Source organism: Plantactinospora sp. B24E8 (genome assembly GCF_039871735.1).
Classification (GTDB): Bacteria; Actinomycetota; Actinomycetes; order Mycobacteriales; family Micromonosporaceae; genus Plantactinospora.
In genome coordinates this window covers 16,459-32,300 of the sequence record NZ_JBDPMH010000001.1, presented here as the reverse complement: position 1 = coordinate 32,300, position 15,842 = coordinate 16,459, and the positions used below count along the sequence as shown (strand labels likewise).

Genomic DNA, 15,842 nt, shown 5'->3' with positions numbered 1-15,842 from the left:
CGTCGGAATCCAGGATTTTTCGGTCTCACCCGTAGGGGTCATCCCTTCGGAGATATAGAAGATTCGACATCTGCCGCTATCCGTCCCGGCCGCTTAACCTCAGCACGATCGGCCCGCTGATCCCCCACCACGAGCGGGTGGACGGTTCGTGCCGATCGGAGGGAGGAGGGAGATGAATCTCCCGCGTAGGTCCGTTGTCGTCGGAGTCACAACCCTGGCCATGCTTGCCATGGTGGCCACCCCGGCCGTGGCGGCCGAACCGGAGGGACCCATCCGCAGCGCGGGCGGGGCCACCGCCGTTCCGGACAGCTACATCGTGGTCTTCAAGGACAGTTCGGTCAGCCGGAGCAACGTCGCGACGGCGGCCAAGGGCCTGGCCGGCAAGCACGGTGGCGCGGTGGCGCGCACCTACTCCGCCGCACTGCGCGGCTTCGAGATCAGCGCCTCCGCGAAGGCGGCGGCCCGGATCGCGGCCGACCCGAGCGTGGCGTACGTCGAACAGAACCACACCGTGCACACCATGGCCACCCAGCCGAACCCGCCGTCCTGGGGCCTGGACCGGATCGACCAGCGGAACCTGCCGCTGAACAGCTCGTACACGTACCCGACCACGGCCAGCAACGTGAACACGTACGTCATCGACACCGGGATCAACTTCAACCACAACGACTTCGGTGGTCGGGCGGTCAGCGGGTACGACGCGGTCGACGGCGGGTCGGCCGACGACTGCAACGGCCACGGCACGCACGTCGCCGGCACCGTCGCCGGTACGTCGTACGGGGTCGCGAAGGGCGCCCGCATCTACGGCGTACGCGTGCTCAACTGCTCCGGCAGCGGCACGAACGCCCAGGTCGTCGGCGGCATCGACTGGGTCACCGCGAACGCGGTGCGCCCGGCGGTGGCGAACATGAGCCTCGGCGGCGGCGCCAACACGGCGATCGACACCGCGGTGAACAACTCGATCAACGCGGGCATCACCTACGTGGTCGCGGCCGGCAACGGCAACGCCCTCGGGGTACGCCAGAACGCCTGCAACTACTCGCCGGCCCGGGTGCCGAACGCGATCACCGTCGGCGCGACCCAGAACAACGACGCGGCGGCGAGCTTCTCCAACTTCGGCACCTGCGTCGACATCCTGGCGCCGGGGGTCGGCATCACCTCCGCCTGGTACACCAGCAACACCGCCACCAACACCATCAGCGGTACGTCGATGGCGTCACCGCACGTCGCCGGCGCCGCCGCCCTGGTGCTGTCGGCGAACCCGACCTGGAGCCCGCAGCAGGTCCGGGACTACCTGGTCAACAACGCCACCCCGGACGTGGTCAGCAACGTCGGCACCGGCACCCCGAACCGGCTGCTGTACGTCGTCAACGACGGCACCCCGCCGCCGACCAACGACTTCTCGGTCTCGGTCTCCCCGACCTCCGGGTCGACCGCGCCGGGCGGATCGGTCACGGCGACCGTGTCGACGGCGACCACCGCCGGCTCGGCCCAGTCGGTGAGCCTGTCGGCGAGCGGTCTGCCGTCCGGCGCCACCGCCACGTTCAGCCCGAGCACGGTCACCTCGGGCGGCTCGTCGACGCTCACCATCGCCACCTCGGCGAGCACCCCGTCCGGCACCTATCCGGTGACGGTGACCGGCACCGGCGCCTCGGCGACCCGGACGGCGACCTTCAGCCTGACCGTGACCGGGACCGGGGGCGGCTGCTCGGGCAGCAACGGCACCGACGTGTCGATCCCGGACACCGGCGCCACGGTGAGCAGCAGCATCACCATCGCCGGCTGCAACCGGAACGCCTCGTCGACGTCGCAGGTGGGCGTGAACATCGTGCACACCTACCGGGGTGACATCGTCCTTGACCTGGTCGCCCCGGACGGCACCGTCTACCGGGTGAAGAACAGCAGCATCATCGACGGCACCGACAACATCAACACCACGTACACCGGCAACCTCTCCTCGGAGGCGGCGAACGGCACCTGGCAACTGCGGGTCCGGGACGTCTACTCCGGCGACACCGGCTACCTCAACTCCTGGAGCCTGACGCTCTGAGCGCGGGACGGGGCCCCCTGCGATCGTTCTCCGCAGGGGGCCCCTTCGGGCGCGGTCACAGGGTGCGCAGGTGGAACCCGCCGTCCACGTCGATCACCTGACCGGTGCTGAACGGCAGCAGGTCGGTGGCGACCGCCACCACGGCCCGGCCGACGTCGTCCGGCTGGCCCCAGCGCCGGATCGGGGTCAGGCCCTGGTGGAGGATGAGGTCGTCGTACCGGGCCTTGACCGGGCCGGTCATGTCGGTTTCGATGATGCCGGGCCGGATCTCGTACACGTTGATGCCGTGCTCGGCCAGCCGGGCGGCGTAGAGCTGCGCGGTCATCGCCAGCCCCGCCTTCGCCACGCAGTAGTCGCCCCGGTTGACGCTGGCGGTGTAGGCGCTGATCGACGAGATGATGACGATCTTCGGTCGGTCGACCCGGCCGGCCGCCTGCTGCGAGATCATCGTCTTCGCGGCGAGCTGGATCAGGAAGTACGGCCCCTTCAGGTTGATCCCGACCAGCCGGTCGAACGACTCCTCGCCGGCCTCCAGCAGGTCGGCCCGGACGTTCGGCGCCACCCCGGCATTGCTCACCAGCAGGTCGAGTCGGCCGAACGCGGCGGTCGCCTCGTCGATCAGGTGCTGGCGGTCGGCCTCGACGGAGACGTCGGCCCGGACCAGGTGAGCCCGGCCGCCGAGCGCCTCGACCTCCTTGCCGACCTCGGCCGCCGCCTCCGCGTTGCTGGCGTAGTTGACCACCACGTCGTACCCGGCTCCGGCCAGGGCCAGCACGATGCCGCGACCGATGCCGCGGGAGCCGCCGGTGACGACCGCCGCCGGTCGCCCGGTCGGACCGGTCTGCGGCCCGTCCGACCGGGTCACGCCGGGGTCCCGGCGGCGGCGAGGGTCGGCTCGGTCGCGCCGAAGAACGTCAGGTACGGCTCGTCCCGGGCCACCCGCTGCAGGTAGAGCGCCAGCTCCCGGGCGTGGTAGTCACCCCACATGCTGGACTCGCCGTTCGGCACCCGCTGCCCGGCGGGTACGTGGTCCCAGCCGTTCGGGCGGTGGTAGACCGAGTGCAGGATCAGTCCCTGGTGTCCGGGGTCGGTGCTGAGGTAGGGCTCGTCGAAGAGGGTGCCGGCGACGGTGAGTCCGGCCTGCCGGTATCGTGCCCCCTCCTCGGTTCGGCCGAGTCCGGTCAGGTGGCGACCGAGTCGGAGCAGCCCCTGCGCTCCGATCGCCGCCGCCGACGAGTCCACCGGCTCCTCCGGGTTGTACGGGTCGGCCGGGCGGTCCAGGTGGTCGCCGAGCCGGGCCAGCCCCGGCGCACCGGTGTCCCAGTACGGGATCCCGTCGGTCGGGCTGTGCGCCAGGTAGAAGTCGCAGGTGGCGGTGGCGGCCCGGAGCAGCGTCGCCTCGATCTCGGCCCGCCCGCCGTACGGCTCCAGTTCCTCGTCGGCGAGGGTGGCGACGAACTCCAGCTGCTCGGGGAAGCCGAGCATGGCCCAGGCGAGTCCCCGGGTCCAGGTGCTGAACGGGGAGTAGCCCTGCTGGGTGCTCGGGCACCGGTAGCTGCCGTCGTTCACGTTGAAGATCGACTCGTGGGCGGTCCGCCCGGGTACGTCGTAGCTGTCCCGCCCGTCGCCGTAGAAGACGTTCCACCGGGCGGTGTTGGTGGCGTGCTCGACGAGCCGGCCGAGCAGTGAGATCCGCTCGTCCCGTTCACCCATCAGGACGTGGCCGAGCTGGTGTGCCACGGCCAGCGCCCGGCAGGACCGAATGGTGTCGACGAAGAGCGACTGTGGACCGTTGAACGAGTAGATGTAACCGGTCCCGTCCGAGGTGGTCCGCCAGCGGCTGGCCTGGACGGCGCCGCTCACCTTGAGTGCCAACTCGTAGAAGTTCCGCTCGGCGTGGTCGGTGGGGATCCGCCCTTCCCGCATCAGCCGCCACAGGTTGCCGTACGTGCTGACGTTGTTGAAGCCGTGGTCGTGCACCCCGATGTGGCTGACGTGGCTGGCCATCACCGCCACGGTCCGGTCCCGGCCGAGGTCGAGGAACCGCTGGTCACCGGTGGCGTCGTACTGCAGGAGCGCCGAGCCGTACTGGAAGCCCTGGGTCCACTCGGTCCAGCCGCGCGCGGTGTACCGGCCCTCGACGGTGAACACCGGCGACGGCGAGCCGGGCGGGCAGCTCTGCTCGATCGAGTCGATCTTCTGCGCGGAGACCTCCCACAGCCGGCCGATCCTGGGTAGCAGGGCGGCGGGGGTCAGCTCCTGGTCGATCCTCATCATCGGACCAGCATAGGAAAGCGCTTGCCCAAACGACAGGGGCGGGTGAGGGCAGGCCGGAAAACGTCGGGACCCCCCGGGTACGTACCCGAGGGGTCCCGACGGTGGATCAGGTGTGGGCCGCGCGGCGCGGGTCAGACCGCGAAGCTGGCCGGACGCTCGGTCGCGGGGGGCGGCGGGGTCGCCTTCCACCAGCCGAGCTTCTGCGCGGTCAGCCGCCCGACGTACGCCGGGTTGAGCACCATGTAGCGGTGGAAGAGCCGCTTCGGCTCCAGACCGAACCGCCACAGCCACTCCAGGCCGACCCGCTGCATCCACGGCGGCGGCTTACGGAGCAGGCCGGCGTGGTAGTCGAAGGCGGCGCCGACCGCCATCAGCGGCATGTCGAGCAGCGGCCGCATGTCGTACGTGAAGACCTCCTGGCGCGGGCAGCCGAGCCCGACCAGGACCAGCCGGGCCCCGGAGGCGCGGATCCGGTCGGCGATCTCCGCGTCCTCACCGGGCTGCACCGGGCGGAACTTCGATGCCTCCACCCCGGCGATCTTCAGCGCCGGGAACATCCGCTCCAGCTCCGGCACCAGCCGGGCGAGCGTGGCGTCGGTCGAGCCGTACAGGTAGACCGGCAGACCCTCGTCGGCGAACCGGGCCAGCACGCTCAGCGTCAGGTCCGGGCCGTAGACCCGCTCGGCCAGCGCGGCGCGGTGCAGCAGGTTCAGTGCCCAGCGGACCGGCTGCCCGTCCGGGGTGACCACGTCGAAGGCGTTGAGCCGGGCGTTGTGCGCCGGATCCAGCACCCCGGTCATCACCCCGTGCACGGCCAGCGCGGTCAGCGCCAGCGGGCGACGCTCCCGGCCGGCGGTCACCACCTGCTCGGTCGCCGCCTCGTAGTCGATCGCGTCGACGAGGACACCGAGGATGTTGCGCTTACCCCGAGAGATCACGACCGCTCCCCAGCCTGCGGCACCCACTTGTCGACGTTCGCCTCGTAGATCTCCTGCAGGATCATCGGTACGTCGTACACCTGCTTCCAGTCCGGGTAGTCGGCCTGGAAGGCGGCGTTCGAGCCGATCCACCACTGGTGGTCGCCGACCCGGTTCGCCTCGACGTACTCGGTGACCATCTCCTGCCCGGTGATCCGCTCGGCCAGCGTGAACGCCTCCCGCATGGAGGTGTTGGAGTGCCGACCGCCGCCGAGGTTGTAGACCGCCGCCGAACGCGGGTTGCGGAAGAACGCCTCGAAGGCGGCGACCACGTCGTGGCTGTGGATGGCGTCCCGGACCTGCTTGCCCCGGTAACCGAAGATCTTGTACGTCCGGCGTTCCATGTTGGCCCGCATCACGTAGCCGAGGAAGCCGTGCAGTTCGGTGGCGGAGTGCGCCGGACCGGTCAGCGTGCCGCCCCGGAAGCAGGCGGTCTTCATGTCGAAGTAGCGCCCGTACTCCTGCACCATCACGTCGGCGGCGACCTTGGAGGCGCCGAAGACCGAGTGCAGGGTGGCGTCGATCGACATGTCCTCCTTGATCCCGTCGAAGTACGGGTGGTCGGCGGCGAGTTCCCACCGGGTCTCCTGCTCGACCAGCGGCAGGCTGTTCGGCCGGTCGCCGTAGACCTTGTTGGTCGAGCAGTGGATGACCGGGGTGTCGACGCAGTGCTCGCGGACGTTCTGCAGGACGTTCAGCGTGCCGCCGGCGTTCACGTCGAAGTCGGTGTACGGGTCACGCACCGCCCAGTCGTGCGACGGCTGCGCGGCGGTGTGCACCACCACGGCGATGTCGCGGCCGTACCGCCTGAAGATCGCCGCCAGCGCGTCCCGGTCGCGGATGTCGGCGTCGTGATGGGTGTACGCGTCACCGAGGTCACTGGTGAGCCGTAGCACGTTCCAGGCGGTCGACGCCTCGGCACCGAAGAACTGTCGGCGCATGTCGTTGTCGATACCGACCACGTCCAGACCGAGTCCGGCGAAGTGCCGGACCGCCTCGGATCCGATCAGGCCTCCGGATCCGGTCACCAACGCGACACTCACATGCCACTCCTGCTCTGAGGGTCGGAAACCACCGGAGCATAGCGCGGTGCCGGCTTTGCCCCGATATGACGAAGGGGCTCCGTGATACCACGGAGCCCCTTCAGCGGTGGGGAAGGGGGGAGTTGAACCCCCACGCCCTTTCGGGCACACGGACCTGAACCGTGCGCGTCTGCCATTCCGCCACTTCCCCTTGCGAGGCGTGAGCCCTGAAGACCCTAAGCCCTGGACGGGCTTCGAACCAAACCGGCTCCACCTCGAGCGCGCCACAGGACGGTAACGATCTGTCCGGAGCCCACTCTTCGGCATGTGCCGGGACATACTACGCTGTCCCTGTTGCCGCCACGGGCGTTACCGCTCGCGGCGGATGGAAGAGTAGCACGACCAGACCCGGCCCCTGAGGAGAGGCCGGCTGCAGGCGGCCGAGCGGCGTACGAGCTGTACGTGCGGCGGCCGGATACCATCATGTCCTCGGAACCCGAGGAGGAGCCGGTGAGCGTGCTGCAACGCTTTGAGAAGCGTCTGGAGGGCCTGGTCGAGGGGGCCTTCGCAAAGGTGTTCAAAGGGGTCGTGCACCCCGTCGAGATCCTCAACGCGATGCAGCGGGAGGCCGAGGCGCACAAGGCGATCCTCGCTGGCGGGCGCACCCTCGTGCCGAACCGCTACGTGATCGATCTCTCCCCGTACGACCACAGCCGGTTGGCGCCGTACGCCGCCGCGCTCGCCCAGGAGCTGGCGCAGTCGCAGGCGGAGTTCATCGGCGAGCAGGCGTGGACGGTCTACGGCGACGTCATCGTCGAGATCGAGCGCGGCGACGGCCTGGACACCGGCATGTTCCGGGTCACCGCCGAGGTCTACACCGGCGGTGACGTGGCGCCGGTGCACCAGTCCCCGTACGACGCGCCCGGCCAGCCCGCCTACCCCCCGTACGACCAGGGTGGCGGCTACGGCCCGCCGCCCGGGCACGGGCAGGGTGGCCGCAACATCCGGCTGGTCTCCGGCGACGGCCGGACCTATCCGCTGCAGATGGGTTCCACCGTGATCGGCCGGGGCGACCAGGCCAACCTCCGGCTGCCCGACGTCGGGATCTCCCGTCGGCACGCGCGGCTCGACTTCGACGGTGCCCAGGTGGTCCTCACCGACCTCGGCTCCACCAACGGGACGATGGTGAACGGCCAGCGGATCTCGGCCGTCGCGCTCAACCCCGGAGACATGATCCAGCTCGGTACGACCACCCTGACGTTCCGCGTGGACGGTTGAAACCTTGCCCCCATTCGTCCTGACCGTCGCCAGAATCGGGTTCATCGTCCTGCTGTGGATCTTCGTGTTCACCGTGGTCGGCGTGATCCGTCGAGACCTCTTCGCCGGAGCGCGCTCCAGCCGCCTCGTCGCCGCGCCGCGCGGGGTGGGGGCCGCGCTGGGGCAGAACAAGCCGGCGAAGGTCAAGCGGGGCCGGGCGGCGCATCAGCTGGTCGTCACCGGGGGCCAGCTGGCCGGCACCCGGATAACCCTCGGCGAAGCCCAGATCACCATCGGCCGGGCGGAGGACTCGACCCTGGTGATCACCGACGACTACGCCTCGGCGCGGCACGCCCGACTCGTGCCCCGGGCCGGGCAGTGGTACGTCGAAGATCTCGGTTCGACTAACGGGACCTACCTCGATCGCGCTAAGGTCACCGGACCTACCCCCGTCCCCCTCGGCGTGCCGATCCGGATCGGCCGCACTTCACTCGAATTACGGCCATGACTCTGACCCTGCGTTATGCGGCGCACAGCGACCGTGGGCTGATCCGAGACGGCAACCAGGATTCCGTCTATGCCGGGCCACGGCTTCTCGCCGTCGCCGACGGTATGGGCGGGATGGCCGCCGGTGACGTCGCCAGCAACATCGTCATCGGTGCCATGGCGCCGCTCGACGAGGACGTCCCAGGTGACGCCCTCGTCGACGCGTTGCGTTCGGCCGTGGACACCGCCAACCAACAGTTGCGCGACACCGTGGACGCCAATCCACACCTGGAGGGGATGGGCACCACGCTGACCGCCCTGCTCTTCTCGGGCAGCAAGATCGGCATGGTGCACATCGGCGACTCGCGCGCCTACCTGCTCCGCAACGGCGAGTTCAACCAGATCACCAAGGACGACACGTACGTCCAGATGCTGGTCGACGAGGGCCGGATCAGCCTGGAGGAGGCGAGCAGCCACCCGCAGCGGTCGCTGCTCACCCGGGCCCTGGACGGCCGGGACATCGACCCCGAGTACTCCGTACGCCAGGTGCTGCCCGGTGACCGTTACCTGATCTGCAGCGACGGTCTCTCCGGGGTGGTCAGCGCCGAGACGATCGGGGACACCCTGCGGGAGTACCCCGACCCGCAGCACTGCGTCGAGCGGCTGGTCCAGCTCGCCCTGCGCGGCGGCGGACCGGACAACATCACGGTGATCATCGCCGACGCGAGTGACCAGGACATCCTGGAGGCGGCACCGATCGTCGGCGGTGCGGCGTCCCGGGACCGGGGCATGGCGACCTCGGCCGACAGTTCCACCCCGGCCGCCCGCGCCTCGGCGCTCTCCCCGCCCCGCCCGCCGAGCCCGGAGCAGACCGAGACCGACAACACCGACGACGGCGACGAGGAGAACAACCGGCCCCGCCGACGGCCGTTGCGGACCGCGTTGCTGGTGGTCGCTCTGCTCGCGGTGGTGGGCGGCGGCCTCTGGGGCGGCTGGACCTACACCCAGCGGCAGTACTACGTCGGCGCCACCGACGACGGCCAGCTCGCGGTCTTCCAGGGCGTACAGGGACGGATCGCCGGCCTCGAGCTCAACACCGTGCACCAGCTCAGCTCCACCGAACTCGACGACCTGACCGTCGCCGCGCAGGAGCAGGTCCGGCAGGGCATCGTGGCCAAGGACGCGCCCGACGCCGAGCGGCGGCTCGCCGAGCTGACCAACGAGGACCCGAACAACCCCAACCTGAAGCCGATCTGCCCGTCGACCCCCGCGCCGGGCGTTTCCGCCTCCGTCGCGCCGGGCGCCACCGCCACCGCCACCGCCACCCCGAGTGCCTCCGCCCCGTCCTCGCCGCGGGCCGGTACCCCCACCCCCACCCCCGGCCGATCCGTGCAGGCCTCCGCCACCCCGGCGGACTCGCCCGACGCCCCACCGTCCGACCCGCTTCCGCCGGCCAGCGACCCGGCGGAGTGCCGGTCGATCGAGTGAGCGTCAGCTCCGACGACCCGAGGGATTCATCGTGACCGCCCCGCCTGGATCGGTAGCCACGCCCGCGCCGACGGGCGAGCTGCCGCGCGTCCGGTCGACCACGGCCAGACGCAACGCCGAACTGGCGCTGCTGCTGTTCGCCATGGCCCTGGTGGCGGCGTACGCGGCGACGGTCGAGGCGACCCTGCTCCAGACGGTGACGCTCGACTTCTGGGTGCCGACCGCCGCGCTCACCGTGGTCTTCCTCGCCCTGCACGTGGTGGTCCGGTGGCGGGCACCGTACGCCGACCCGGTGCTGATGCCGGCGGTCGCCCTGCTCAACGGGCTCGGCGTGGCCTTCCTGCGCCGGCTCGACCTGGTCGACTCCGAACTCGCGCCGCAGGACCGGGCCGACTTCCCGATCTTCGCCGGTATCGGTGGCCGACAGCTCGCCTGGACCCTGGCCGCGGTGGTGCTCGCCGCCGTCCTGCTGGTCCTGATGCGCGACCACCGGGCGATCTCCCGGTACTCGTACACCCTGGGGTTGGCCGGTATCGTCCTGGTGATGCTGCCGGCGGTGCTGCCGCGCAGGTTCTCCGAGATCAACGGCGCCAAGCTCTGGGTCATCATCCCCGGCCTCGGCCAGATCCAGCCCGGTGAGTTCGCCAAGCTGGCCCTGCTGGTCTTCTTCGCCTACTACCTGGTCCGCAAGCGTGAGGTGCTGTCGCTGGCCAGCCGGCGCTTCCTCGGCATCGACTTTCCGCGCGGCCGTGACCTCGGCCCGGTGCTGGTGGTCTGGGCGGTCAGCCTGCTGGTCCTGATCTTCGAGAAGGACCTCGGCACCTCACTGCTCTACTTCGGCATGTTCGTGGTCACCCTGTACATCGCCACCGAGCGGGTCAGCTGGCTGATCATCGGTCTGCTGCTCTTCTTCGGCGGGGCGTTCCTGGCCTACTTCCTCGGCAGCACCGTCGGGGGGCCGTTCGCCAACTTCTACCTCCGGGCCGAGATCTGGCTCGACCCGTTCGCCGACCCGCACAACGCCGGCTACCAACTGGTGCAGGGGCTGCTCGGTCTCGGCACCGGCGGCCTGTTCGGCGCCGGGCCGGGCGGTGGACAGCCGGACCTGGTGCCCGAGGTGCACAACGACTTCATCTTCGCCGGCATGGGCGAGGAGATCGGCCTCTTCGGCCTCTCCGCGCTGCTGGTGATCTACCTGCTGGTCGTCCAGCGGGGGCTGCGGGCCGCGCTGGCCGTCCGGGACTCGTTCGGCAAGCTGCTCGCCGGCGGTCTCTCCTTCACCCTGGGCCTGCAGGTCTTCGTCATCGTCGGCGGGATCAGCAAGCTCATCCCGCTCACCGGCCAGACCACCCCGTTCCTCTCGGCCGGTGGTTCGTCGCTGATGGCGAACTGGCTGCTCATCGCGACGCTGCTGCGGATCTCCGACGCGGCCCGCCGACCGGTCGAGTCCGGCGGCGCGCCACGACAGAGCGGGGCACCCGCCGGACCGCCGGTCCAGTTGCACGGCGCCCCAACGGAGGTGATCCGACCGTGAACGCGCCCCTGCGCCGGGTAGGCGTCGTGGTGATGGTCCTGTTCGGCCTGCTCTTCGTCAACCTCAACTACGTGCAGGCCCTCAAGGCCGACGACTACCGCAACAGCGACTACAACGGCCGGGTCCAGGTCGCCGAGTACCAGCGCAAGCGTGGCATCATCGAGGCGGCCGGCACCCCGTTGGCGACCAGCAGGGAGACCGACGGGACGCTGAAGTTCCTCCGGACGTACCCGAAGGGCGAGGTCTACGCCCACGTGCTCGGCTACAAGCCGGTCAACCTCGGTGCCACCGGGATCGAGAAGAGCGAGAACGAGTTCCTCGCCGGCACCAGCGACCAGCTCTTCGCCGACCGGCTGCGGGACCTGTTCACCGGCAAGCAGACCGCCGGCGGTGACGTGCTGCTCACCCTCTCGCCCCGGGCCCAGGAGGCCGCCTTCAAGCAGCTCTCGGAGAACCGGGTCGGCGCGACCAGGGGGGCCGCGGTGGCGATCGACCCGCGTACCGGGGCGATCCAGGCACTGGTCTCGATGCCGAGCTTCGACCCGAACGAGCTGGTCGACCCCAGCACCAAGCAGGCCCAGGCGGCGTACGACAAGCTGCTGGCGGACAAGGACGGCCCGCTGAAGAACCGGGCGCTCTCCGAGGTCTTCCCGCCCGGCTCGACCATGAAGGTCATCATGGCGGCGGCGGCCCTGGAGAACGGCTACACCCCGAACACCAACATCCCGGCCGGTGCCAGCTACCTGCCGCCGACCGGTGGCCAGCCGATCCGGAACGCCGCGCCGAGCATCTGCCCGGAGGACGAGGTGACGTTGAAGGACGCGCTCACCGAATCCTGCAACACCGGCTTCGCCAAACTCGGCGTCAAGCTCGGCTCGCAGAAGATCAAGGACGAGGCCCGGAAGTTCGGCTTCGAGGACGAGGAACTCGCGGTGGGCCGGCTGAACGAGGGCGGCCAGTCGGTGGCGCCCAGCCGTACCGGCGACATGGTCGCCCCCGGCGGCCAGGACGACCCGCCCTCGGTCGCCCAGTCCTCGATCGGGCAGAACAACGTCCGGATGACCCCGCTCGAAGGTGCCATGATCGCCGCCGCGGTGGCCAACAACGGCCAGCAGATGCGGCCGTACCTGGTGGACCAGCTGCTCGGCCCGGACCGCACCACCAAGTACTACAAGGCGGCCCCGAAGCAGCTGCGCCAGTCGGTCAGCGGCGACGTGGCCCGGACGCTGCAGGACATGATGGTCAGCGTCGTGCAGAACGGCACCGGTACGAACGCCCGGATCAACGGCTACCGGGTCGGCGGCAAGACCGGTACCGCCGAGAACGGCGGCAACACCCCCGACCACGGTTGGTTCATCGGTTTCGCGTTGAACGACAAGGGCGAGCCGATCTCCGCCGTCTGCGTCTTCCTGGAGGCCGCCGGCCCCGGCGGCAGTGGCGAGGCGGCGCGGATCAGCGGCGAGATCATGCGTGCCGTCATCGCCGACCGGGGAGGCCGGTGACATGCTCAAGCCCGGGGTGCTGCTCGGCAACCGCTACCGCCTCGACGAGCGGATCGCCGGTGGCGGCATGGGCGACGTCTGGCGGGGCACCGACGAGGTGCTCGGCCGGACCGTGGCGGTCAAGATCCTGCTGCCGGCCCTGCTCGACGAACCGGGGTTCGCCGAACGGTTCCGGGGCGAGGCCCGGACCATGGCGACCATCAACCACCCCGGGGTGGTCGACGTCTACGACTACGGCAGCGACCAGCAGATCGCCTTCCTGGTCATGGAGTACGTCGAGGGCGACGCGCTGTCCCGGACGCTGAGCCGGGTCGGCCGGCTCACCCCGGCCCGGACGATGGCCCTGGTCGCCCAGGCGGCCGACGCGCTGCAGGCCGCCCACGACAAGGGCATCGTGCACCGGGACGTCAAGCCCGGCAACCTGCTGGTCCGGCCGAACGGCACCCTGGTCCTCACCGACTTCGGCATCGCCCGCTCGGACATGGTCGGCCAGCTCACCGCCGCCGGCTCGGTGCTGGGCACCGCGTCGTACATCTCGCCGGAGCAGGCGGCCGGCGCCGTCGCCACCCCCGCCTCCGACGTGTACGCGCTCGGCGTGGTGGCGTACCAGTGTCTTGCCGGCCGGCGGCCGTTCGAGGGCAACACCCCGATCGACATCGCCATGAAACACGTCCGGGACCAGCCGCGACCGCTGCCCGGTGACATCCCGCCGGCGGTCCGGGCGATCGTCGAGCGGTCGATGGCGAAGGACCCGGCGACCCGGTGGCAGAGCGCCGCCGAGCTGGCCGCGGTCTCCCGGCAGGCCGCCGCCACCATCGGTACGTCGCACCAGCCCGCCCGACCGGTGGTCGCGATCCCGATGCCCCCGCAGCAGCCGGGTCCGCCCACGCCGCCACGGGGACCGGTCTCGACCCCGCCCGCATCCCGGCCGACCTCCGGGCACAGCGCCCGGGTGGCACCGAACTTCCCGCCGGCGGTCGCACCGCACTCCCCGGTGGCGCCGCCGCACTCGCCGGCCGCCCCGCCGCACCCGGCGGTACCGGCCCCCCGACCGCCGGCCGGCGCGACCCCCGGTCCGGCCGGTTACAACCGTGGGGCGGCGGCGGTGCCGCAGCCGCCCCGCCCCCGGGCCGACGCCCCCTACTCCTACCCGGCGAGGCCGGTCGGCCCGACGTCGACCGCACCCTCCGGAAACCGCTCGTTGCTGATCGTGCTCTTCGTCGTACTGGGCCTGATGGTGTTGATCTGTTCGGGCGTGATTGCCTATCAGTGGCGACAGGCACAGTTGAACGGCGGGATGGCGGGGACGAGGGTGACGGCAGCGGACTCCTGGTCGGTAAGCGGACGCGACGATTCGCCGAACGCGCCGTACCGTCAGGTGGAGCGGACCGGCAATCCCTGGCCGGGTTACCAGACGAGCGAAGGACGAGACACGAGATGACGGCGCAGGCCCGCCTGCTGGGAGGCAGGTACCAGGTCGGCGAGCTGCTCGGGTACGGCGGCATGGCCGAGGTGCACCGTGGTCGTGACCTTCGACTCGGTCGTGATGTCGCGATCAAGATGCTCCGTACCGATCTTGCCCGGGACGACACGTTCCAGATGCGGTTCCGCCGGGAGGCGCAGAACGCCGCGTCGCTGAACCACCCGGCGATCGTCGCGGTCTACGACACCGGCGAGGAGATCGCCCCGACCGGCGAGACCCTGCCGTTCATCGTCATGGAGTTCGTCAACGGCCGGACGCTGAAGGAGGTGCTCGCCGCCGAGGGGCGGCTGATGCCCCGCCGGGCGCTGGAGATCACCGCCGACGTCTGCGCCGCCCTGGAGTTCAGCCACCGACACAACATCATCCACCGGGACATCAAGCCCGGAAACGTGATGATGACCCAGACCGGCCAGGTCAAGGTCATGGACTTCGGTATCGCCCGGGCACTGGCCAGCGGGGCGACCACGATGACGCAGACCAGCGCGGTGATCGGGACCGCCCAGTACCTCTCCCCGGAACAGGCCCGGGGCGAGGCGGTCGACGCCCGGTCCGACGTCTACGCCGCCGGCTGTGTGCTCTTCGAACTGCTCTGCGGTCATCCGCCGTTTGTCGGCGACAGCCCGGTGAGCGTCGCGTACCAGCACGTCCGGGAGGACCCGCCGTCGCCGAGCGACATCAACCCGGACGTCACCCCGCCGATCGACGCGATCGTCCTGAAGGCGCTGTCGAAGAACCCGCTCAACCGCTACCAGAGCGCCGCCGAGATGCGCGCCGACCTGCTCCGGGCGGCGGCGGGCCGCCCGGTGATGGCGACCCCGGTGCTGCGGGAGGACGAGACGGTCCGGATGGCGCAGCAGCCGCCGGCCCGCCCGGTCTCCGGTGGCGGGCGGCCGATGCCACCGGCGGCCCGGGTCGGCGACGCCCGTCGACGCCGCTCCTCGGCCTGGGTGATCGCCACCCTGAGCGCGCTCGGCGTGCTGGCCGTGATCGCCCTGGTCGCCGCCCTGGTGCTGCGGGAGTCGCCGCAGAAGGTGCCGGTGCCGGACGTGGTCGGCGCCAGCCGCGACGTCGCCGCACAGCGGCTGGAACAGGCCGGGCTTACGGTGCAGAACGGGCAGCCGGACACCAGCGACGACTGCGAGGTGGGCCAGGTCACCGGTCAGACCCCCGCCGCCGGTGCTCAGGTCACCGAGAAGTCCACGGTCGAGATCGTGCTCTGCACCGGGCCGGGCACCGTCGAGGTTCCGCTCGGCCTGGTCGGCGGAAAGTACGAGTTTGTCGAGGCCCGGCTGAAAGAGGCGGACCTGGAGGCCGACCGCAAGGACGTCGACAACGAAGCACCCGAGGGTGAGGTCGTCAAGATCAGCCCTGGGTCCGGCGAGAAGGTGAAGCCGGGCAGCAAGGTTGTCGTCGAGGTCTCCCGGGGCAACATCATCTCGGTGCCGAACGTGGTCGGACTCTCGCCGGAGACGGCGCAGGCCCGACTGCGGGAGGCCGGCTTCCCGTCCCGGCTGACCGACGGCAGGGAGGTCGGCCCGGACGAGGTTCCGGAGGTCGAGAAGCAGAGCCACACCAGGCCGACCAAGCGCGGCACGACCATCGTGCTCACCGTCACGGTGCCGGGAGAGCAGCTCCCCGAGAACCCGCCGACGGGGCCGCCGACCACCCCGCCGCCGACCGAGCCGCCGGGCGGGGGTGGCGGGATCCTGCCGCCGCTCACCAGTTCGCCGCGGACCCGCTGACGACGCGGCCGGGTCGGGGACTGC

General features: G+C 70.7%; 12 protein-coding genes and 1 tRNA gene. 8 read left to right on the top strand and 5 right to left on the bottom strand.

Annotation, left to right across the window (positions count from 1 at the left end; translation table 11 throughout):
* Positions 1-172 precede the first annotated feature (172 nt).
* Positions 173-2,050, top strand: a complete 1,878-nt coding sequence (locus ABGB21_RS00135; RefSeq protein WP_347656130.1) for a S8 family serine peptidase — start codon at positions 173-175, stop codon at positions 2,048-2,050.
* Between the two features lie 55 nt (positions 2,051-2,105).
* Here the strand turns inward: ABGB21_RS00135 and ABGB21_RS00130 are convergent, their stop codons facing one another.
* From ABGB21_RS00130 to ABGB21_RS00110, 5 genes are all read right to left on the bottom strand, one after another.
* Positions 2,106-2,915, bottom strand: a complete 810-nt coding sequence (locus tag ABGB21_RS00130; protein WP_347675865.1) for a 3-ketoacyl-ACP reductase — start codon at positions 2,913-2,915, stop codon at positions 2,106-2,108.
* Positions 2,912-4,327: a hypothetical protein gene (locus ABGB21_RS00125; RefSeq protein ID WP_347675863.1), complete on the bottom strand. Its 1,416-nt coding sequence runs from the start codon at positions 4,325-4,327 to the stop codon at positions 2,912-2,914. Before ABGB21_RS00125 ends, ABGB21_RS00130 begins: the two co-directional genes overlap by 4 nt.
* 131 nt (positions 4,328-4,458) lie before the next feature.
* A complete protein-coding gene (locus ABGB21_RS00120) occupies positions 4,459-5,265 on the bottom strand; it encodes a WecB/TagA/CpsF family glycosyltransferase (protein WP_347675861.1) in 807 nt (268 codons plus the stop codon).
* The gene (locus ABGB21_RS00115; RefSeq protein WP_347656124.1) at positions 5,262-6,347 is read right to left on the bottom strand and encodes an NAD-dependent epimerase/dehydratase family protein; all 1,086 of its coding nucleotides are present in this window, start codon (positions 6,345-6,347) and stop codon (positions 5,262-5,264) included. The genes ABGB21_RS00120 and ABGB21_RS00115 overlap by 4 nt, the downstream gene beginning before the upstream one ends.
* A 107-nt stretch (positions 6,348-6,454) precedes the next feature.
* Positions 6,455-6,537, bottom strand: a tRNA-Leu gene (locus tag ABGB21_RS00110).
* A gap of 272 nt (positions 6,538-6,809) precedes the next feature.
* Between ABGB21_RS00110 and ABGB21_RS00105 the strand changes: the two genes are divergently transcribed.
* From ABGB21_RS00105 to pknB, 7 genes are all read left to right on the top strand, one after another.
* Positions 6,810-7,604 (top strand): DUF3662 and FHA domain-containing protein, encoded by a 795-nt coding sequence (locus ABGB21_RS00105; protein WP_347656122.1) that lies wholly within the window; start codon positions 6,810-6,812, stop codon positions 7,602-7,604.
* A gap of 4 nt (positions 7,605-7,608) precedes the next feature.
* Positions 7,609-8,091, top strand: coding sequence for an FHA domain-containing protein (locus ABGB21_RS00100; protein WP_347656121.1), 483 nt, complete (start codon positions 7,609-7,611; stop codon positions 8,089-8,091).
* Positions 8,088-9,557 (top strand): PP2C family serine/threonine-protein phosphatase, encoded by a 1,470-nt coding sequence (locus tag ABGB21_RS00095; RefSeq protein WP_347675859.1) that lies wholly within the window; start codon positions 8,088-8,090, stop codon positions 9,555-9,557. The genes ABGB21_RS00100 and ABGB21_RS00095 overlap by 4 nt, the downstream gene beginning before the upstream one ends.
* Before the next feature lie 142 nt (positions 9,558-9,699).
* Positions 9,700-11,091 (top strand): FtsW/RodA/SpoVE family cell cycle protein, encoded by a 1,392-nt coding sequence (locus ABGB21_RS00090; RefSeq protein ID WP_347656205.1) that lies wholly within the window; start codon positions 9,700-9,702, stop codon positions 11,089-11,091.
* On the top strand, positions 11,088-12,593 hold the full coding sequence (locus tag ABGB21_RS00085; RefSeq protein WP_347656117.1) for a penicillin-binding protein 2: 1,506 nt from the start codon (positions 11,088-11,090) through the stop codon (positions 12,591-12,593). Before ABGB21_RS00090 ends, ABGB21_RS00085 begins: the two co-directional genes overlap by 4 nt.
* A gap of 1 nt (position 12,594) precedes the next feature.
* Positions 12,595-14,034, top strand: coding sequence for a protein kinase (locus ABGB21_RS00080; protein WP_347675857.1), 1,440 nt, complete (start codon positions 12,595-12,597; stop codon positions 14,032-14,034).
* The gene (gene pknB, locus ABGB21_RS00075) at positions 14,031-15,818 is read left to right on the top strand and encodes a Stk1 family PASTA domain-containing Ser/Thr kinase (protein ID WP_347675855.1); all 1,788 of its coding nucleotides are present in this window, start codon (positions 14,031-14,033) and stop codon (positions 15,816-15,818) included. The genes ABGB21_RS00080 and pknB overlap by 4 nt, the downstream gene beginning before the upstream one ends.
* Positions 15,819-15,842 lie beyond the last annotated feature (24 nt).